We start from the raw sequence: 19,836 nt of genomic DNA on the forward strand, positions 1-19,836 counted from the left end.
CCATGGCCACCGTTCTCGAACGTCCCGTTTCCGACCCGCAGGAACGCCCCGATGGCATCAGCGAGGCCGAATGGGCCACTCGCGTCGATCTCGCTGCGTTCTACCGCATTTCAGCGATCTACGATTACGACGATTTCCTCTATACCCACGTCACCGCGCGGGTGCCGGGGCCCGATGCCCATTTCCTGATCAACCCGTTCGGCCTGGCTTTTGACGAAATCACCGCGTCGAGCCTGGTCAAGGTGGATCTGGACGGCAACGTGATCGGCGGCGAGGGCGAATACGGCATCAACTATGCCGGCTACGTGATCCATTCCGCGATCCATGCCGCCCGCCACGATGCGCACTGGATCGCGCATTTCCACACCCGCGACGGGATGGGCGCCTCGGCGCACAAGGAAGGCCTGCTGCCCTTGTCGCAGCGCGCGCTCTATATCATCCCGCGCCTGGGCTACCACGATTACGAAGGCGTCGCGCTCAACCTGGATGAGCGGGAGCGGCTGGTGGCCGATCTGGGCGACAAGCAGTTCCTGCTGCTGCGCAACCACGGCACGCTGGCGCTGGGCCGCACGCCGGGCGAAGCCTGGGCCGCGATCTACCAGCTTGAAGAGGCGTGCTCGGCGCAAGTGGCGGCGCTCGCCGGCGGCCGCGACCATGTGCTGCTTGCCCCGGCCGAAGCGCAGGAAGAGGCGCTGCGCCAGATTGCCGAACAACCCGCCGCCGCCCGCGCCGCGCAAGGGCGCAAGCCGCACCACCAGCTGGCATGGGAAGCGGTGCTGCGCCGCGTGAACCGCGACTTGCCGGGGTATGATGTCTAAATAGCGCGTTGCAGCCATGGGGCTTCGACAGGTTCAGCCCGAACGGAATTGAGAAAACTGTTCTTTCAATCCGTTCGCCCTGAGCCTGTTGAAGGCCCTGGCGCAATGTTCAGGCCGCCACCGCTTCCCGCACCGGGGTGAGATATTCTGCCAGGCGCTGCGCTTGCAGGCGGATATCGGGCACGGCCACCATTTCCCAATTGAGCCCCTTGGACAGCGCGCCCATCGCATGGATCGGCAGGGCCGAACGGCCAGCGCCATCGCGCAGCCGCCAGTGTCCGTCCACATCCAGCCCCAGCCGCAATGGGCAGGGCCGGGCAAGGCCGGCGGCGAGCAAGGTGCGCAGCAGCGGATCGCGGCTTTGCGTGGGATCACCCCCCGGCCCGGTGCACACCACCACATGATCGAGCGCGCGCGTCACGGTTTGCGCGTCGCGGCGGGTGCGCCATTGCGCCACCAGGCTGCCGTCGCTGCGGCGTTCCACCGCTTGCAGGTTGCCGGCGACGACGGTCAAACGGCCTTCGGTGCGCAAGGCGGCAATGCGCTGCGCGATCGCCGGGGCCATGCGGTGGCGGTGCACGTCCCACCAGGGGCGGGCGTGGCGCAGGAAGCGGGCCTGGGCCGTGGCATCGTGCGCCTGCCACAGCGCATGGGTGTGCGGGCGCAGTTCGTCGATCGCATGGCGCCAGCCCACGTCGCGGGCGCGCGCGCGAATCTGGTGCAGCAGCGCGCTGCCGCGGGCGGCCGGCATCGGCTGCGGCGTCACCGTGGGGCCGCTGGCGGCATGGGCGCGCGGCACCAGGCCGCGCCGCGACAGCGCCAGGATCGGCCCCTTGTGCCCGCGCGCCTGAAGGGACTGGATCACGTCGATCGCGGTCAGGCCGGTGCCCACCAGCAGCACGCGCGCATCGGGCGCAATCGCGTCGAGCGCGCCGGGCGCCCAGGGATCGGGCAGGACCAGCGGCGGTTCGAACCCGGCCAGCGCGCGGTGGCGCTGCGGCGGCAGGTTGCCCTGGGCGAGCACGACGGCGCGCGCATGCAGCGACGTGCCATTGTCCAGCGCCAGTCGCAGCGTGCCATCGGCCTGAGGCACCAGGCCTTGCGCGGCGGCGATGGCAATGGCGATGCGATCGGGCATCATGGCGCGCGCGGTGGCCAGCAGGCTGGCGAGATAGGCACCATAGCTGGCGCGCGTGGCAAAGTGATTGGCAGCGTCCGCTTCGGCCAGGCCCAGCCAGCGCAGGAAATGGCCCGGATCGTCGGGAAAGGCGCTCATGTTCCCGGCGCGCACATTGAGCAGGTGCTGTGGGCCGCAGGCGCCATAAGCAAGGCCATGGGCCAGGGCCTGAGGGTCGCGCTCCACGATGACCACGCGGGCCCCGCGCCGCGCCAGGTGAATCGCCAGCAAGGTGCCGCTAAAGCCCCCGCCGATCACGGCGACGGGCAAGGTTTCGGGCGCCAAGTCATGGAGTGCAAAGGAATTCGCCATAACTCAACCTTTCAAGTTGAATTTAGGCTGACAAGTTTTTCCTGTGGGGTCAATAGCCAATCTTTGAGGCGTGGCGTGCGGGCGCCGCGCCTCTCAGATCACGTAGAAACCATGCGTGCCATCGCGGCGCAGCTGTTCCACCAGGCCGAATTCCCAATCGAGATAGGCCTGCATGGCCGCTGCGGCATTGTCGGTGCCTTCATAGGGCCGCTTGTAACGACCTTCGGGCCCGCGCGGCGGCGGTGCGCCATCGCTGCCGGTTTCCAGTCCCACGCCTTGCGGCCAGTCGAGCACGGCCACGTCCCAGCCCAATTGCGCCAGCCACGATGCAGTCATGTCGGCGCGCGGGCCGAGATCGTCGGCCAGCACGATGCGCGCGCCGCGCACCGGGGCAAAATGGTCGGTTTCCTGAACCAGCTGGCCACCCTGAGCGTTGCGGAAACCGGGCAGATGCCCGGTGGCAAAGTCTTCGGGCAGGCGCACGTCATATTGGTAAAGCGTGCGCGCGGCGTCGCCGCGCAGATGGGCCAGTTCGTCCCAGGTGATGTGGCGCACACCGGCGCGATAGGACACGTCGCGTGCGCGGGCGCGCGCTTCGTCGGTCCAGTCATGGCCGGTCTCGGGCAGCGGCGCGCGGCGCTGTTGCCCGGTATCCAGCCCCTGGCCCGCCAGGGTCCAGCCGATCGTGCCGTTGCGCAGGGCATAGATCTTGTTGGGCAGGCCGGCATTGATCAGTGACTGGGTGCCGATGATCGAGCGGGTGCGCCCGGCGCAGTTGACAATGATCGTGGTATCGGGATCGGGCGCCACGGCGCGGGCGCGCAAGACCAGCTCCGCGCCCGGCGTGCTGACCCCGCCCGGAATGCTCATCGTGGCATATTCTTCAAACCGCCGTGCATCGAGAATGGCGATGTCGGCCTTTTCCTCGATCAGCGCCGCTACGTCGGGCGCCGGCAACGACGGCGTGTGGCGGTAATGCTCGACCAGTTCGCCAAAGGCCTTGGAGTAGGAATTCACATCCTCGAACAGTTCGTATCCCTGATCGCGCCAACCCGAAAGGCCGCCCTCGAGCGCGGAAACATCGCTGAAGCCCAGGCTTTCCAGGATTTCGATGGCAGGCTCGACCAGCCCTTCGCCATTGTCATAGACCACCACCGGCACAGCGGCGCGGGGCAGGCGCCAGCGCGCTTCCAGCGCCAGCCGGCGCAAGGGAATCTGCGCGGCGAACAGCGGGTGGCCGCGCGCGAAATCGGCCTCCTCGCGCAAATCGATCAGGGCCACTTCCTGGCGCGCGAGCAGCGCCTGGCGCAGGCCAAGCGGGCTGGTGGTGCGAACTTTGGTCAAAGTAGTCATGGATTTTGCGAACGATCCCACAAGTTGGGCACCATCGAGCTGGCATAGCCCGAGACGAAGCGCTTGGCCGTGCCGTCGAGCGCATAAGTCGCGCGCTCGACCGCGCCGATGTTGGCGCCATAGACATGGATGGAAACCGATGGGCCGTCGGCGCGCGCGTTGCGCACGCGGTGGATGTCACCCACGCGAGGGCTCACCGCTTCCACTTCGCCTGCGCGCAGCAACTGTGCCGGGCCATCGGCCTTGAGGCTCCCATCGCTCTGGCGAGCGAAGCGTTCGGATGTTTCCGCCCCGCGCAGCACACCCACCAGGCCCCACACGCGATGATCGTGGATCGGGGTGCCCTGGCCCGGCGCCCAGACGAACGACACGACGCTGAAGCGCTCGCGGCTGTCGCAGTGGAGCAGGTATTGCTGATAGCGTTCGGGATGGGGAATGGCGAAGGCTGGGGGCAGCCAGTCGTCCTGCGCGATCAGGCGCGCGAGCAGCTTGGACCCGGTCTGCAAGATCTCGGTCTCGTCCCGCGTGGCGCTGACCAGTTCGGCCAGATTGGTGACGAAGCCGCGCAGGCGGGCAATGCCGGCGCGTGTTTCGGCAGGAACAAGCGCGGGAGGAACGGCAAGCGTGGCCATGTAATCAGGCTCCGGCAGCGGCGTGGGGGAAGGGTATCACATGATCGGGCAGGCCGGAATGCGCCGGCGTGCCGCCCAGGATACCCAGCAGCTTTTCCTTGAGTGGCAGGGTCAGTTCGGCGCGGGCCCCGCGCGCGATGGTGATCCGCTCTTGCGCGGCAATGCGCCCACCGTCGAGGACGAGGATGCGATCGGCCAAGGCCACCGCTTCGTCCACGTCGTGCGTGACCATCAGCACCGCGCAACCGTGGGCGCGCCACAGGGCCAGCACCAGTTCGTGCATGCGCAGCCGGGTCAGCGCATCGAGCGCGGCAAAGGGTTCGTCGAGCAGCAGCAGTTGCGGTTCGCGCACCAGGGCGCGGGCCAGCGCCACGCGCTGCGCTTCGCCACCCGAAAGCGTGAGCGGCCAGGCATCGAGGCGATGGCCCAGGCCCACTTCCTTGAGCGCGTGCTGCGCACGGGCGCGAATGTCGGCGCCCTTGAGCCCCAGCGCCACGTTGCGCCAGACTTTCTTCCACGGCAGCAGGCGGGCATCCTGGAATACCACGGCGCGCGCGGTGGGTACGGTCACGTCCTGGCCATCGGCGCTGTCGAGCCCGGCCAGCGTGCGCAGCAGCGTGGTCTTGCCTGAACCCGAGCGGCCGAGCAGGGCGACGAATTCACCCGGCTGGATGGCCAGGTCCAACCCATCGATCACCGTCACATCGCCAAAGCGGCGGGTAAAGCGGTTGAGGCGCACGATCGGATCGGCAGCGGGGCTGGCCGGCGCGGCAGGCGTATCGGCAAGGAACTGGAGGCGGGCGTCCATGGGGCTCACTCCTTGAGGCAATGCGGCGCTCAGGCCTTGATGAGGGAAGGGCGCCAGACAAGGGCGCGGCGCTCGATCGTGCGGACCAGCGCGTCGGCACCCAGGCCAAGCACGGCATAGACCATCAGGCACACCACGATGATATCGGTGCGCATGAAATCGCGCGCGTTGTTGATGAGATAGCCAAGCCCGGCCGACGCGTTGATCTGTTCGGCCACGACGAGCACGAGGATGGCAATCGAGAGCGAATAGCGCAGCCCGGTCAGCAGCGCGGGCAGGGCGCCGGGCAGGATGACGTGCCAGATCAGCTCTGCCTGCGACAGGCCGAAGCTGCGTGCGCCTTCCAGCAGGCGCACATCCACCCCGCGAATGCCGCTATAGAGGTTGAGGTAGACCGGGAACATCGACGCGAAGGCGATCAGCGCCACCTTGGGGGTTTCGCCGATGCCGAACCACACGATGAACAGCGGGGTCAGCGCCAGCGTGGGAATGGTGCGCTTGATCTGCATGATCGGATCGACTGCGGCTTCGCCCTGGCGTGACAGCCCGGCCACCAGCGCCAGCACCACGCCGGCGGCCACGCCGATCGACAGCCCCAGGCCCACGCGCCAGAAGGACACCAGCAGGTTCTGTGGCAGTTCGCCCGACACCAGCATCGTCCACAAGGTAGCGACCACCGCCGAAGGCGCGGCCAGCGTGCGTTCGGGGATCAAGCCACTGCGCGAGGCGAGTTCCCACACGACAAGCAGCACCAGCGGCGAGGACCAGCGCGAGCGGGCAAGGCGGGCAAGGATACGGGTGGACATGAAAGGCAAACCTGCATGACGTGACACGGGGCAAGACGTGGCAGCAGCAGACCGTGCATTGTCTATGCAATCAATTGAGTTTTGTTCGCCACCCATAAGCACGGCTCATAGATGGCTACCAAGTCCCCGATTCCTGAGGCAGGGCGCGCAAACAAACACTTGCTTTAGCATTTTAAATGTCTACTATTTTGATAGATAAATTCGGGAGCGGTAGCAGACCGACACGAAGCGCATTCCAACGGCCGGCGGACATCCGCACCCGAACGCGCCAGCCTGCCTCTTTGTGGCCCGGCGCGGTTTCGCCGGGCCAATCCTTTGTAACCCGTTGTTGATGGTGCCTTCATGCCGGTCAATCTGCCTACCAACCTGCTTCGCAGCTTTGTCGCCATCGTGGACACCGGTTCGATGCTCAACGCTTCGGAAAAGGTGTTCGTCACGCAATCGGCGCTCAGCCTGCAGATCAAGCGCCTGGAAGAACTGCTGCAACAGACGCTGTTCCACCGCGACGGGCGCCGGCTGACGCTGACCCCGGCCGGCGAGCTGATGCTCGATTATGCGCGCAAGGTGCTCACCTTGCACGACGAGGCCGTTGCCGCGGTCAGTGCCGGCCATTTCAATGGCCCCGCGCGCATCGGCATGGTCCAGGATTTTGCCGAAATGCTGCTGTCGGGCCTGCTTGCCCAGTTTGCCGAATTGCATCCCGAAGCGCAGATCTATTCGCGGATCGCCGGCACGGCCGAACTGCTGGGCCAGTTGGAGCGGCGCCAGCTCGACATCGTGCTGGGCTATGGCCTGCCCAATGACGAAAGCGCCGTGTCCACGGCCGATATGGCCTGGTTCGGCGAAGCGGGCCTGGCGGGGCGGCCGGTCATTCCGCTGGCCGTGCTCGAACAGCCATGCCGCTTTCGCGAGGCCGCGATCCGCGCGCTCGAAGATGCCGGCCGGGTCTTTCGCATTACCGTCGAAACACCCAACCTCACCACGTTGCGCGCCGCTGTGCAGGCGGGCCTGGGCCTGACGGTGCGCACGCCGCTGTTCCTGCCCGATGCCCTGCTCGAAGCGGGCACCTTGCCGGCGCTGCCGCGCGTATCGTGCATCCTCCAGACCGCCAGCGTGCTCGATGGCGCGACGGCCCGGCTTGCCGAGCTGGCACGGCAGACCGTCGCCGCGCTCTGAGAGCCTGACCCGAAAGTCCTGCAGGTCGCCCGACCTTCGGGTGAGCCTCTGATATTGCAAACTCTCATGCGCGGGCGCGCCGATCTCGATGGTCGGCGCGCCGGGGGCAGGTTACGCCCAAGGTGAAACTGCCCAAGGAGCGCCCGCCATGACCCAGACCACCAGCCTTGCCCACAAGAGTCTTGCTGGACGCTTTGCCGATTTGGCGGCCGAGCGCGCGCGCACCTGGGCGCCCGAGCAGCTGGCCCGCAACGCCTATCAGCGCCGCGTGCTGGTGGAGCGGCACGATCCGGCGGCCCACCCCGCGCCCGGCACGCGGCTGGCGCCTTTCACGCTGGTGGACGCGGACGGCAGGGCCCATGCCAGCAGCGAACTCCTGGCCCACGGGCCGGCAGTGCTGGTGTTCTTCCGCTTTGGCGGGTGCCCGGCATGCAACATCGCGCTGCCCTATTATGACGAAACCTTGTGGCCGGCGCTGCATGCGGCGGGCATTTCCTTGCTGGCGGTCAGCGCACAGAACCCGGTCGATCCCGGCCCGACGCAGCGCCACGGCCTGCGGTTTCCCACCTTTGCCGATCCGGGCTATGCCCTGGCGCGGCAACTGGGCATCACGTTCTATCCCGAAGAGCAGCCCGAAGTGGCGCCGGGCGAATCCTGGATCGGCGCGACGCTGGGCACGAACAGCTATGAAATGACCGAACCTGCCGTGGTGATCATCGCGCCCGATCACAGCGTGCGGTTCCTGGCGGTGAGCCCCGACTGGCTCGACCGGCCAGAGGCTGACGCGATCCTTGCGCATCTGCCCGAAGCGGGCGTGCACGAGGTAGACCACCTGGGCTGACCGCTTGCCGTTCCCGTCCTGGCAACGCGCAGCCGGCAGGCCTGGGCCTGCCGGCTGCGTTCGTTTCAGAACTGATAGCGCGCGCGCAGGCCGAAATAGCGCCGCGAGTTGCGATCGAGCGACTGGGCCAGCAGGCCCGCGCTGCCGCCCGAGGCAATCGAAACGTTCGAGGCGTAATGCTTGTCGAACAGATTGTTGACGAACAGCGTCACGCGCAGCCCGCCGCGGTCGTTCTGGTCGATGCCCAGGCTGGCGTTGACGATGCCATAGCCCGCCTGCACCGTGGCCGGGTTGCCGAGCAGGTCGAAGTTGACTTTGCTTTGATAGGAATAGTCCGCCTGCACGAAGGCATCGAAGGGCAGGCTGGGCAGCAGGATCTTGTAGTTTCCGCCGATGTTGAACTTGACCTTGGGCGCATTGGGCAGGCCCTTGCCGGCAAGGTTCTGGCCGGTGGTGGTCGATGGGCCGCTGCCATCCAAATCGTAGCAGCCCACGGTCTGCCCGGTGTAGCATTGCGCACCGGAATATTCGAGAATGCGGGTGTCGGTATAGCTGAACGCACCGTCGATGGTGAGTTGCGGCATTGGCCGCGTGTTCAGTTCCACTTCCACGCCGCGGGTGCGCACGCGGCCCACGTTGTTGAGCGTCAACTGGATCGTGTTGTCGGGCAGCAGAACGCCGGACTGGGCCTGGAAGTCGCGGAAATTGCTCCAGAACGCGGCGACATTGAGCTGGACCCGGTTGTCCAGGAAGCGGGACTTGAGCCCCAATTCATAGGCATCGGACTTTTCCGGGCGCACCGGATTGGCGGCGCGACGTGGGGTGAAGCCGGTGCTGATATCGAACCCCTGGCCCTTGTAGCCGCGGGCATAGGAGGCATAGGCCATGACCGATCGCGTCAGGTCCTGGCGCAGCGCGCCTTTCCAGGTCAGCGCGGTGTCGTCGGACTTGCCCGAGCAGGTCGACAGGCAGGTCGCGTTGTTGGCGGGGATGGTGGCCGGCGTCACCGTGTTGAGGAAGTCGGCCGAGATCTTTTCGTGGTTGAGGCGCAGGCCCAAGTCGAAGTGGGTGCCCTGGGCAATGTCATAGGTCGCCTGCCCGAACGCGGCATAGCTGCGGGTGCCGCTGCGCGAAGTCCAGCCGGCGACGACCGGGCCGGACGGGCCACGCGCGAAAGTGCGATCGGTCTTGCCGTCGGCATAGAACAGGCCCAGCACATAAGTCAGCCGGCGCTGGCCGGGCGAAACCAGGCGGAGTTCCTGCGCGAACTGCGTGGCGTGATAGGTGCTGCCCGCCACGATCCCGCCGGGAATGCCCAGCACGTTGGAAATCGTATAGTCGAAGTCCTCGTTGAAGCGGAACTTCCAGTCCTGGTAGCTGGTGACCGAAACCAGGTTGGCAAAGCCCAGGTCGAAGCTGGCGCGGCCCGAAACCGTGGTCTGCATGCTCTTGTTGAACAGCGGCTTGTCCAGGCGCACGGAATAGTTGTCGGTGCCCGGCGTGATGCCCACAACGCTGGGCGCAACCGGGGTGCCGAAAATGGCGGCACCGGCCGGCACGGCGCGGAAGGTGCGGGCAAAGCCGTTGCTTTCGCTTTCCGAATGGCTGGCGATGAGGTTGACCTTGACGCCGGCGGCAGGATCGAGATCGAGGCGCCCGCGCAGGCCGAAGCTCTTGTCGTTGTTAAGCTTCGATCCGTCTTGCAGGTTGCGGATATAGCCCTTGCGATCGCCAACGAAACCGTTGATGCGAAAGCCCACGCCCTGGGCCAGGGGGCCGGACAGCGAGGCGTCGAGGCGGTATTCCTCGTCGGTCGTGGCGGTGCCGGTAATCGATCCGGTCAGCGTGTCGGTGGCGGCCTTGGAGACGATGTTGATGGCGCCGGCCGATGCATTCTTGCCGAACAAGGTGCCTTGCGGGCCGCGCAGCACTTCGATCCGCTCGACATCGCTCAAGCCTGAAAAGGCCTGGGCCTGCTGGAGCAGGGCCACGTCATCGACGATCACTGCCACCGAAGGCTCGATCGCGGTGCTGAAAGCCACCGTGCCGATACCGCGCAGGTTGATCGAGTTGTTGGTGGGCACGTTGCCCTGCGTCAGCGTCAGGCTGGGTGCCAGCCGGGGAAGATCGGCGACGGTTGAAACGTTGTGGCTGACCAGGGTGTCGGCGCTCAACGCGGTGACCGCCACGGGCACGTCCTGCAGGTTCTGCGCGCGCTTTTGCGCGGTCACGACGATTTCAGCGAGGCCTTCGGTCGGGGCGGCATTGGCAGATTGCGGCGCGGCGGCAGCGGCCGGTTCTGCGGCGTTCTGGGCAAGGGCGGCAGCCGGTGCGAGGCATGCGGTGATGGCAAGGGCGCCTGCGGACGTAAGAAGCCTGGAAACAGACATGGTATCCTCCCGTTGTGCTTTTTTGGGCATTGGTCAGGCCGAATCCACAAATTGGCTTGCGCTGTCAAGCCAATTCTTCCGAATTGGTCAGAGATTCTTGCGCCAGAGCCGTGCGCGCACCGCGAAAGATGGGCCAGCAAGGATTTAGCTTGTCTTCACGCGCTCGCCCTGCCTAATATCGGCCAGACCAATTATGACGGTGACCGTGCCAAGGCGGCGCCGCTCTGGGAGATAGCATGAACGAACGCCTCACGCGCCATCGGGCGCAGATCGACGGTTGCGGTCTGATGCCGCGTTGGCGCGCATCGGCCCTGCTGGCGGTGTCGCTTGCGGCCCTTTGCACCGTGCCTGCCCGGGCCGCGCCGCAGGCGCCGGGCGTGGCCGAGCCACGCGCCGAGATCGCGCTTGAGCAGGGGTGGCGGTTCTTTGACGGGGACGCGCCCGACGCTGCGGCCGTGGCTTTCCCCGATGCATCCTGGGCGACGGTGAGCGTGCCGCACACGTGGAACCGCGTGGGATATTATCGCACCGGCGCAGGCGGCACCAATCGCGCCGAGAGCGTGGCCAAGCGCCAGGGCATCGGGTGGTACCGCCTGCATTTTACCGCGCCTGCCAACCTTGCCGGGCGCAGCAACTGGCTGGAATTCGACGCGGCCAGCCGCACTGCGCAAGTGTGGCTGAACGGGCGCCTGCTGGGTGAGCACCGCGGCGGCTTCTCGCGCTTCCGGCTTGACGCCAGCGCGGCCTTGCGCCCGGGGCAGGACAATGTGCTGGTGGTGCGGGTCGATAACACGCAGCCCGCCGCCGGCAACTCTACCGCCGATGTGCTGCCGCTGGTGGGTGACTTCTTCGTCCATGGCGGGCTCTATCGCCCGGTTCGCCTGGTTTCGACCGCGCCGGTGCATTTCGATCTGGCCGATTCGGGTGGGCCGGGCGTCTATGCCACAACCGCAATCGGCGCCGACGGCGCGGCAACGGTTGCCGTGCGCGCCCGCCTGGCCAACGCCACGCGGGCCAAGGCCGCGGCCACGCTCCACCTTGCCCTGGTCGATCGCGCCGGCGCGATCGCGGCCAGCGCCGATGTGCCTGCCACGCTGATGGCGGGCACCACCGGCGAAGCTTCCGCCAGCTTGCGCGTGGCAGCGCCGCACTTGTGGCAGGGGACCAGCGATCCCTACCTTTATCGCCTGGTGGCCGAACTGCGCGATGCAGCCGGCCGGCCGCTCGACCGGATCGATCAGGCCTATGGCTTGCGCACCATGGTGGTCGATCCCGACCGCGGCTTTCTGCTCAATGGGCAGCCCTATCGCCTGCACGGGGTGGGCTATCACCAGGATCGCGATGGCAAGGGCTGGGCGCTGAGCCGGGCCGACATCGAGGAAGACGTGGCCACCTTGCGCGAGATGGGGGCAAATTCCATCCGCCTCACGCATTACCAGCACGGCCAGGCCATTCACGAGATCGCCGACCGGGTGGGCCTGGTGGTGTGGGACGAAATCCCGCTGGTCTCGTCGTGGACCCTGGGCGGCAAGATGGAGCCCGATCCGGCGCTGGTCGCCAATGCCCGGCAGCAGTTGATCGAATTGATCCACCAGAACTTCAACCATGCCTCGGTCGGCATGTGGGGCATTGCCAACGAAGTCGATTTCGGCAACTCGCTGCCGATCTTCCTGACCGGGGGCAAGGATGGCGCGGTGCCCGATCCCATGCCGCTGCTGCACCAGTTGAACGCCCTGGCCAAGCAGCAGGACCCTTCGCGCCCCACCGCGCTTGCCACCTGCTGCGAAGGCAACTTGTTCGCGCCGGGCGTGAGCATCCCGATCACCGCCACGGCCGCCGACCTGGGCGGGGCGAACCGCTATTTCGGGTGGTACTTCGGCAAGCCCGGCGACCTGGGCGGCGCGCTCGACCGCATCCACGCGGCGCGGCCCAGCCAGCCGCTGGCCGTGACCGAATATGGCGCGGGCGGCGCGCTGAGCATTCACACCGACGATGTGACCGCAGGGCGCCCGGATTCGCGTGGCCGTGCCCAGCCCGAGGAATACGAAAGCTATATCCACGAAACCGCGCTGGCGCAGTTGGAAGCGCGGCCCTGGCTCTATGCCACCTGGCTGTGGAACGCGTTCGACTTTGCCACCACGATCCGCAACGAAGGCGACGCGCAGGATATCAATACCAAGGGCCTGGTCGCCTATGACCACCATACCCGCAAGGATGCCTGGTATTTCTACAAGGCCAACTGGAACCCGGCGCCGATGGTGTACATCGCCGGCAAGCGGTATGCCACGCGCGCCTATCGGCTGAACGACATCAAGGTCTACAGCAACCTGCCTGAAACCGAATTGCTGCTCAACGGACGTTCGCTGGGCGTGCGGCGCGATTGCCCGCAAAAGGTCTGCGTGTGGCGGGCCGTGGCGCTGGACTCGGGGGCCAATGCCCTGGTGGCGCGGGGCACCGGCACCATGGCCGCCACGCAGGACACCGCGAGCCTTGCTCTGCCGGCCCAGAATGCCGATCGGCTGCTGATCGACGCCGGGGCACTGGTGGCCGGCGCCGGGCAGGACGCATCGGGCGCGCCGCGCTTGCTGGGGTCCGACAAGTGGGTGGAAGGCGGCACGGCGGCCTCGCTCGACGTTCCGGCCGATTATGGCCGCCCGGCGCGCGCCACGCCGATTGCCGGCAGCGCCGAACGCGATGCGATGGCGAGCTATCGCGAAGGCACGTTCACCTATCGCCTGCCGGCCCGGCCCGGCACCTACAAGCTGACCTTGTGGTTCGCCAGCGCGGCCACGACCCGGCCCGGCACGTTCACCGTCAAGGTGGATGGCAAGCCGGTGTTGCAGGATTTCCAGCCGGCGATCCCGGCAAGCGACGGCCCAACCAGTGACGGACGGGCCGAAGCACACAGCTTCACGATCAAGGCGCGTGGCGACGTGACGCTGGACTTTGCCGCCGGCACGGGGCCAGCGCGGGTTTCGCTGATCGATCTGGCGCGGACGCGCTGACCGATGCTGCGTTCGCTGTTCACAAAGCCGGCGCTGCGTTGGCGCATCATCGGCCTGGTCACGCTGGGCACCATTCTCAATTACCTGGCACGCTCGACGCTGTCGGTGGCCGCGCCCACGCTCAAGGCCGAATTCGGCATGACCACCGAGCAGTACAGCTGGGTCGTGCTGGCGTTCCAGGGCAGCTATACCGTGATGCAGAGCGTGGCGGGCGCGGTGCTCGATGCGCTGGGCACGCGGGTGGGCTTCATGGTCTTTGCCGTGGGCTGGGGCCTGGCCAACATGGCGCATGGCCTGGCCACGGGATGGCAGAGCCTGGCGCTGTTTCGCGGCGCCCTGGGCGCGACCGAGGCAGCGGCCATTCCCGCCGGGACCAAGGCGGTGTCGGAATGGTTTCCCGCGCGAGAGCGGCCGCTGGCCACCGGCGTGTTCCAGATGGGCACGAGCCTGGGGAACATGATTGCCCCGCCGCTGGTGGCGTTCTGCATCCTGGCGTGGAACTGGCAGGCGGCGTTCCTGGCAACGGGCGTGCTCAGCCTGGCCTGGGCGGCGCTGTGGTGGTGGGGCTATCGCAGCCCGGCCGATCATCCGCGCCTTTCGGATGCAGAGCGCGCGCTGATCGTGGCCGGGCAACCGCCGGTGGTGGCGGGCAGCGACGCCTCGCGCGGGCAAGTGCTGCGCACCCGCGCGTTCTGGGGCATTGCGGTGCCGCGCTTCCTGTCCGAACCGGCGTGGCAGACCTTCAACTTCTTCATCCCGCTTTACCTGGTCGCGGTGTGGAAGCTTGATCTCAAAGCCATTGCCGTGTGGAGCTGGTTGCCGTTCCTGGCGGCGGACATGGGCAGCCTGGCCGCGGGTGTATTGCCGGCCTGGCTGATGCGCCGGGGCGCGGGCCTGGTGCCATCGCGCAAGATCACCATGACGCTGGGCGCGCTGTGCATGGTGGGGCCGGCCTGCATCGGCCTGGCGGGATCGCCGGGCATGGCGATCGCCCTGTTCTGCGTGGGCGGCTTTGCCCACCAGTTGCTCAGCGGTGCGCTGATCACTTTGTGCGCCGACGTGTTTCCGCCGCGCGCGGTGGGCACGGCAAGCGGCATGGCCGGCTCTGCCGCCTGGATCGGCGGCATGCTGTTCACCCTGCTGATTGGCCAGAGCGCGGACGTGCTGGGCTATGACCCGCTGTTCGTGGCGCTGGCCGGATTGGACCTGGCCGCCGCCGCAGTGCTGTGGCGCTTGCTGCGCGAGCCGCGGTGAACGGCCCTAGCGCATCGCCAAGCGGATGTGGTAGGATCGGATTGATCGACCAATTCGGCCTGTCGATTGTCAATATAGTGGTCATGCCGGTTTGCCGGGATGCGAAAGGCGAACAACAGCGTAATGGCACAAGGTGAAGACACGCAGGCCGCCAAGGGCAACGATCGGCTCTATCAGGATCTGGCCCGCCTGCTGATCGAGGAACTCGCCAGCGGCCGCTATCCCCCCGGCACGCGCCTGCCGGCCGAGCGCGACCTGGCTGCGCGTTTCAGCGTCAGTCGCCCCACCGTGCGCGAAGCGATCATTGCGCTTGAAGTGCAGGGGCTGGTGGAAGTGCGCATCGGATCGGGCGCCTATGTGCTGCGCCTGCCCGGAGACGAGGACAAGCCCGGCTTCAACGCCACCGCGTTCGAAGTGACCGAGGCGCGCCTGCTGTTCGAAGGCGAGGCGGCGGCCCTGGCGGCCACGCAAGTCACGGATGAGGACATCGCCACGATCGAGCGCCTGGTGCACGAAATCGCCGCCGAGAACCTCGATCCCAACGGCACCGAGCAGGCGGACCGCGCGTTTCACCTGGCCATTGCCCGCGCCACCCGCAACACCGCGGTCCTCAAGGCGGTGGAGAACCTGTGGGCGCTGCGCGCGTCATCGCCCGAAGCGGCGCTGATGCATGAAAAGGCGCGCCACGCCAATGTGAAGCCGGTGGTTGAAGAACACACCGCCATTCTCGATGCGCTGCGCGCGCGCGATCCCGCCGCGGCCCGGGCCGCCATGCGCGCGCATCTGTCTGCCGTGCTCGAAGGCCTGCTGTTCGCCACCGAGGAACGCGCCCTGCAGGAGGCGCGCCGCGCCATCCAGGCCAAGCGCGATCGCTACGCCCGCGCCACGGCCTAGGGTGCGTGGCTAAATCTCCACACGCCCTAAAGAGCGACGCGCCAGCCGGCCAGGTCTGCTTCGGCAAACAGCACTTGCGGGCCGGCCGGCGTGGCCACCAGGCCGCGCGCGCCCAGGCCCACCAGCACGGTTTCGTTGAGCAAAGTTCCGGCGGGCAGCAGCAGGCGGCCATGCACGGCACGCGCCTGCGCCAGCACTGCCGCACCGCCCAGCGCGGCCGCCAGATTCGCAGGAAGCGCGGCCGGATCGATGCGGTGGGCAAATGTTTCGACCACCGGCGCCACCGGCACCGTGGCTGAACCCGGAGCGGTCATGGCAGCGCGGATTTCCACGGCCACCTGGTCTGCCTGCGGCCCCAGCACCACCTGCAGCGCGCGGGGGGAGGGGCGGATCAAGCCCTTGGCGCCCAGGCTGCGCAGCGTCGCTTCGTCCACGCCGGCCTGATCTGCCACGACCAGCCGCAGCCGCGTGGTGCAGGCGCCCACTTCCACCAGGTTGGCCGCGCCGCCCAGCGCCAGCACGAAGGCCTGGCCGCGTTCGCGGGCCGGAACCGGGCCGTCGCTGGACGCAGGTGGTGCATCGTCGCGGCCTGGCGTCTTGAGATCGAACCGCACGATCGCCCAGCGGAACACGCCGTAATAGATCGCGGCATAGGCCAGGCCAACCGGGATCAACAGCAAGGGCTTCTGCGCTTTGGAAAAATTGAGCGCGTAGTCGAACAGCCCGGCCGAGAAGCCAAAGCCCAGGTGCACACCCAGCGCCGCCATCAGCGCCATGGCGGCGCCCGTCAGCAAGGCGTGGAACAGATAGAGGATCGGCGCCAGGAACATGAAGCTGAATTCGATCGGCTCGGTCACCCCGGTGAGGAACGAGGTGGCGGCAAGGCTGAGCAGCATGCCGCCGGTGGCCTTGCGCCGTTCGGGCCGGGCAGCATGATACATGGCCAGGCACGCGGCCGGCAGGCCGAACATCATCACCGGGAAGAACCCGCTCATGAAGGCCCCGGCCGTGGGGTCGCCCGCGAAGAAGCGGCGCAGATCGCCTGTGGTGCCGTGATAATCGCCCAGCACGAACCAGGCGATGTTGTTGAGGATGTGGTGCAGCCCGGTCACCAGCAGCAGGCGGTTGAGCGCGCCGAACACGAACAGGCCCAGCCCCCCGCTGGCCAGCGCGGCCTGGCTTGCGGCGTTGGCGCCGGCGTTGATTGCCGTCAGGCTGGAGCCGAGAATGCCCGCCAGCGCCAGGCCTGCCAGGCCCGAGACGATCGGCACGAAGCGGCGCCCGCCGAAGAACGCCAGGTATTCGGGCGGCTTGACCGTGGAAAAGCGATTGTACCCCAGCCCGCCGACAATGCCCGAAACAATGCCGAGCGGCACCGCGACGTGATCGACTTGCGCGCTGCGCCAGGCCGCAACCACGGCGGTGCGGGCGGCATCGGCCAGGCCCGGCGCCACGTCAGCCGGCACCTGCAACAGCGCCTTGGCGCCTTCGCTCGCCACCAGGAAGCAGACCACGCCGGCAAGAGGGGCGGCGCCATTGCCATCCTTGGCAAAGCCGGTGGCAACGCCGATGGCAAACAGCAGGCCCAGGTTGGCAAACATGGCATTGCCCGCCGCGCTGACGAAATCGAGGCCGAGCAGATCGGGCTGGCCCAGCCGCAGCAGCAGCGCCGCCACCGGCAGCACGGCAATGGGCAGCATCAGGGCGCGGCCCAGGCTTTGCAGGTGTTGCAGCGCGTTCGTCACGGCGTTTGTCACGGCGTTTGTCACAGGGCAACTCCCTCGATCATCTGGGCCGCCAGCACGCGCACTTGCGCGGCGGTGGCAACGCCAAGCACCTGTTCGGCCAGGGCCCGGCAATCCTGCGCCGACAGCGCCCGCACCAGCGCCTTGATTTCCGGCACCATCGCGGGCGCGGCAGACAGTTCGGTCACGCCCAAGCCGATGAGGATCGGCACCGCGAGCGGATCGGACGCGAGGCCGCCGCACACGCCGACCCATTTGCCATGGGCCGCCGCGCCCTGGCAGCACAGGCCGACCAGGCGCAGCACGGCGGGATCGAGCCCGTCGATGCTGCCGGCCACAGCCGGATTGCCGCGATCCATCGCCAGCGCATATTGCGTGAGATCGTTAGTGCCGATCGACAGGAAATCGCATTCCGCAGCCAGGGCATCGGCCATCACCGCGGCGGCCGGCGTTTCCACCATCACCCCGAGCGGCACCGTGGGCAGGCCCAGGCTCGCGGCCTCTCCGTCCAGCGCGGCGCGCACCGCGCGCAGTTCTTCCACGCGGGCGATCATCGGCGCCATCACGCGCACGTCACCAAAAGCACCGGCGCGCAGCACGGCGCGCAATTGCGGCACCAGCACATCGCGCCGCGCCAGCCCCACGCGAATGCCGCGCAGGCCCAGCGCCGGGTTTTCCTCTGCCGCCATGGGCAGATAGGGCGCGGGCTTGTCGCCGCCGATATCGAGCAGGCGGATGATCAGCGGCCGTCCATCCAGCGCCTGGGCAATGGCGCTGTAATCGTCGGCCTGTTCGTCTTCATCGGGCGCACTGGCGCGATCGAGGAACAGGAATTCGGTGCGCAGCAGGCCGCAGCCTTCGGCCCCGGCGGCCACGGCCGGCGCGGCTTCGGCACGCTTGCCCAAGTTGGCGCAAACCTCGATCCGCTGGCCATCGCGGGTGCGCCCCTCCAGGCCCGACGCGGCTTGCGCGGCGGCCTTGCGCGCCTGGCGCCGGGCGGCTTCGGCCTGGGCAGCGGCCCAGGTTGGCGCATCGGGCGAAACGGTCAGCATGGCGCCCGTGGCGTCGAGCAGCAGCGGCGTGCCCGGCGCGATATCCAGCACGCGCGGCCCGGCGGCGACCAGCGCGGGTATGCCCTTGCTGGCAGCAATGATCGCCACGTGCGAGGTGGGACCGCCCTGGGCCGTGACGATCCCCGCCACCTGGCCCACCGGCAGCGCCGCCACTTGCGAAGGCACCAGATCGGGCGCGATGATGATGGCGTTGGCCGGCAGCGTGGCGGCCGGCGGTTCCTGGCCGGCCAGATGCCACTGCAACTGCCATTCCAGATCGATGAAATCGGCGGCGCGCTGGGCAATGTGCGGATCGGGCGCGGCGCGCAGCGCGGCGGCGCGGGTTTCCATCGCGTGCTGCCACGCCAGGCTGGCGCTTTGCCCACGGGCGATTCCGGCATGTACATCGGCCAGGATGTCTTCGTCGTCGAGCAAGAGGCGGTGCGCGGCGAGAATGGCGGCCTGTTCGCCGCTGGCATCGGCCTGGGCGCGGCGATCGAGATCGGCGCCAAGCGTCTGGATGGCCCGTGCAAAGCGGGCGCTTTCCGCGTCAGCGCCCTGGCCATGCGCTGCGCGCGGCGGTTCTGGCCGCTCCAGCCAGGCGGCCGCGCCAATGGCATAACCGGCCGCCGCGGTTACCGCGTGCAGCCGTTCGCCCGGTTGCAGCGCGGCGGGGGCGGCAACGGCAGGCTCGTTTGGCGTGACGACAACGGGCGCGGGCGCTGCATCGGGCAACGGGCGGCCTTCGCCCATGCCCGTGCCGATCAGTTCGGCGAGGGCATCGATCGCCGCCTGCGCCGCCGGGCCGCTGGCCAGCAGGGCCATGGCATCGCCATGGCGCAGGCCGAGCGCCATCACCGCGCTGGGGCTGCGCAGGCGCACGGGCGTTGCCTGCGGCGTGGCTTCGGGCACGATCCGCACTTCGGCATCAAACGTGCGCGCCAGTTCGGCCAGGCGGGCGGCGGGGCGGGCGTGGAGGCCATGGGCCAGCGGAATGCGCAGTGTGGTGCGCGCGGTGGCGGCGAATTCGCCCGGTCCAGCGGGTGCGGCGGCCTGCTCGGGCGCCAGCACCAGCAGCGGGGCGCCAAGGGTGACGCGGCCAGTGGCGGCGCGCTGGACGATGGCATGGCCGGCGGTTTCGGTCAGCACCAGCGGCGTTATCAGGCTTTTGACCCGCGGGGCAACATGGGCAAGGTCCACCGAGATCAGCCGGTCGCCGGCAGCCACGCGGTCTCCGGCACGAACGTGCGCGGTAAAACCTTCGCCACCCAACCGCACGGTTTCCAGGCCGATGTGCATCAAGGCCTCCACCCCGCCGGCAAAGCGCAGGGTCACGGCATGGCCGGCAGCGTGCACGGAAACCACCGTGGCATCGGCCGGGGCATGCAGCGTCGCGTCCAGCGGATCGATCGCCAGCCCGTCGCCCAGCAGGCGCTGGGCAAAGACCGCATCGGGAACATCGTCAAGCGGGGAGAGCCAACCGTCGAACGGTGCGCCAAGGATCAGGCTGGACATCGGCTTCATCGACTTTCGTAATGCGTCCAGAACAGGGAAACGAAACGACCGCGCGCGG

At 68.0% G+C, this 19,836-nt stretch carries 14 protein-coding genes; 6 read left to right on the forward strand and 8 right to left on the reverse strand.

Going from position 1 to position 19,836, the window contains the following annotated elements; genetic code table 11:
* The first annotated feature begins 2 nt into the window (after positions 1-2).
* Positions 3-818 (forward strand): class II aldolase/adducin family protein, encoded by an 816-nt coding sequence (locus tag FHT19_RS12630; RefSeq protein WP_169475396.1) that lies wholly within the window; start codon positions 3-5, stop codon positions 816-818.
* A 109-nt stretch (positions 819-927) separates the two neighbouring features.
* Here FHT19_RS12630 and FHT19_RS12635 read toward each other — a convergent pair whose 3' ends face one another.
* From FHT19_RS12635 to FHT19_RS12655, 5 genes are all read right to left on the reverse strand, one after another.
* Positions 928-2,307, reverse strand: coding sequence for an FAD-dependent oxidoreductase (locus tag FHT19_RS12635; RefSeq protein ID WP_169475397.1), 1,380 nt, complete (start codon positions 2,305-2,307; stop codon positions 928-930).
* A 93-nt stretch (positions 2,308-2,400) separates the two neighbouring features.
* Positions 2,401-3,660: a rhodanese-like domain-containing protein gene (locus FHT19_RS12640; RefSeq protein ID WP_169475398.1), complete on the reverse strand. Its 1,260-nt coding sequence runs from the start codon at positions 3,658-3,660 to the stop codon at positions 2,401-2,403.
* Positions 3,657-4,292 carry a cysteine dioxygenase gene (locus tag FHT19_RS12645; RefSeq protein ID WP_169475399.1) on the reverse strand — a complete coding sequence of 212 codons (636 nt, stop codon included), beginning with the start codon at positions 4,290-4,292 and terminating at the stop codon, positions 3,657-3,659. Before FHT19_RS12645 ends, FHT19_RS12640 begins: the two co-directional genes overlap by 4 nt.
* A 4-nt stretch (positions 4,293-4,296) precedes the next feature.
* On the reverse strand, positions 4,297-5,100 hold the full coding sequence (locus FHT19_RS12650; RefSeq protein WP_168557089.1) for an ABC transporter ATP-binding protein: 804 nt from the start codon (positions 5,098-5,100) through the stop codon (positions 4,297-4,299).
* A 29-nt stretch (positions 5,101-5,129) separates the two neighbouring features.
* Positions 5,130-5,906: an ABC transporter permease gene (locus FHT19_RS12655; RefSeq protein ID WP_168557090.1), complete on the reverse strand. Its 777-nt coding sequence runs from the start codon at positions 5,904-5,906 to the stop codon at positions 5,130-5,132.
* Between the two features lie 342 nt (positions 5,907-6,248).
* Here FHT19_RS12655 and FHT19_RS12660 point away from each other — a divergent pair, with 342 nt between their 5' ends.
* Both FHT19_RS12660 and FHT19_RS12665 read left to right on the forward strand, forming a co-directional pair.
* A complete protein-coding gene (locus FHT19_RS12660; RefSeq protein WP_168557091.1) occupies positions 6,249-7,082 on the forward strand; it encodes a LysR substrate-binding domain-containing protein in 834 nt (277 codons plus the stop codon).
* A 148-nt stretch (positions 7,083-7,230) separates the two neighbouring features.
* A complete protein-coding gene (locus FHT19_RS12665; protein ID WP_169475400.1) occupies positions 7,231-7,923 on the forward strand; it encodes a peroxiredoxin-like family protein in 693 nt (230 codons plus the stop codon).
* Between the two features lie 65 nt (positions 7,924-7,988).
* On the opposite strand, the gene FHT19_RS12670 is transcribed toward FHT19_RS12665, so the two are convergent.
* Complete coding sequence (locus FHT19_RS12670; protein WP_169475401.1) at positions 7,989-10,313, reverse strand: TonB-dependent receptor; 2,325 nt, start codon at positions 10,311-10,313, stop codon at positions 7,989-7,991.
* 236 nt (positions 10,314-10,549) lie between these two features.
* Here FHT19_RS12670 and FHT19_RS12675 point away from each other — a divergent pair, with 236 nt between their 5' ends.
* From FHT19_RS12675 to FHT19_RS12685, 3 genes are all read left to right on the forward strand, one after another.
* Entirely contained in the window at positions 10,550-13,318 is a 2,769-nt protein-coding gene (locus FHT19_RS12675) for a glycoside hydrolase family 2 TIM barrel-domain containing protein (RefSeq protein ID WP_248290439.1), read from the forward strand.
* Positions 13,319-13,321: 3 nt separating this feature from the next.
* Entirely contained in the window at positions 13,322-14,572 is a 1,251-nt protein-coding gene (locus tag FHT19_RS12680) for an MFS transporter (RefSeq protein ID WP_169475402.1), read from the forward strand.
* A 123-nt stretch (positions 14,573-14,695) separates the two neighbouring features.
* Positions 14,696-15,466, forward strand: a complete 771-nt coding sequence (locus FHT19_RS12685; RefSeq protein ID WP_168557095.1) for a FadR/GntR family transcriptional regulator — start codon at positions 14,696-14,698, stop codon at positions 15,464-15,466.
* Between the two features lie 26 nt (positions 15,467-15,492).
* Here the strand turns inward: FHT19_RS12685 and nagE are convergent, their stop codons facing one another.
* Positions 15,493-17,211, reverse strand: a complete 1,719-nt coding sequence (gene nagE, locus FHT19_RS12690; protein ID WP_168557292.1) for an N-acetylglucosamine-specific PTS transporter subunit IIBC — start codon at positions 17,209-17,211, stop codon at positions 15,493-15,495.
* Positions 17,212-17,231: 20 nt separating this feature from the next.
* Positions 17,232-19,787 carry a phosphoenolpyruvate--protein phosphotransferase gene (ptsP, locus tag FHT19_RS12695; RefSeq protein WP_348981787.1) on the reverse strand — a complete coding sequence of 852 codons (2,556 nt, stop codon included), beginning with the start codon at positions 19,785-19,787 and terminating at the stop codon, positions 17,232-17,234.
* Positions 19,788-19,836: the final 49 nt, after the last annotated feature.

Source organism: Novosphingobium sp. SG919 (genome assembly GCF_012932495.1).
GTDB classification, from domain to species: domain Bacteria; phylum Pseudomonadota; class Alphaproteobacteria; order Sphingomonadales; family Sphingomonadaceae; genus Novosphingobium; species Novosphingobium rhizosphaerae.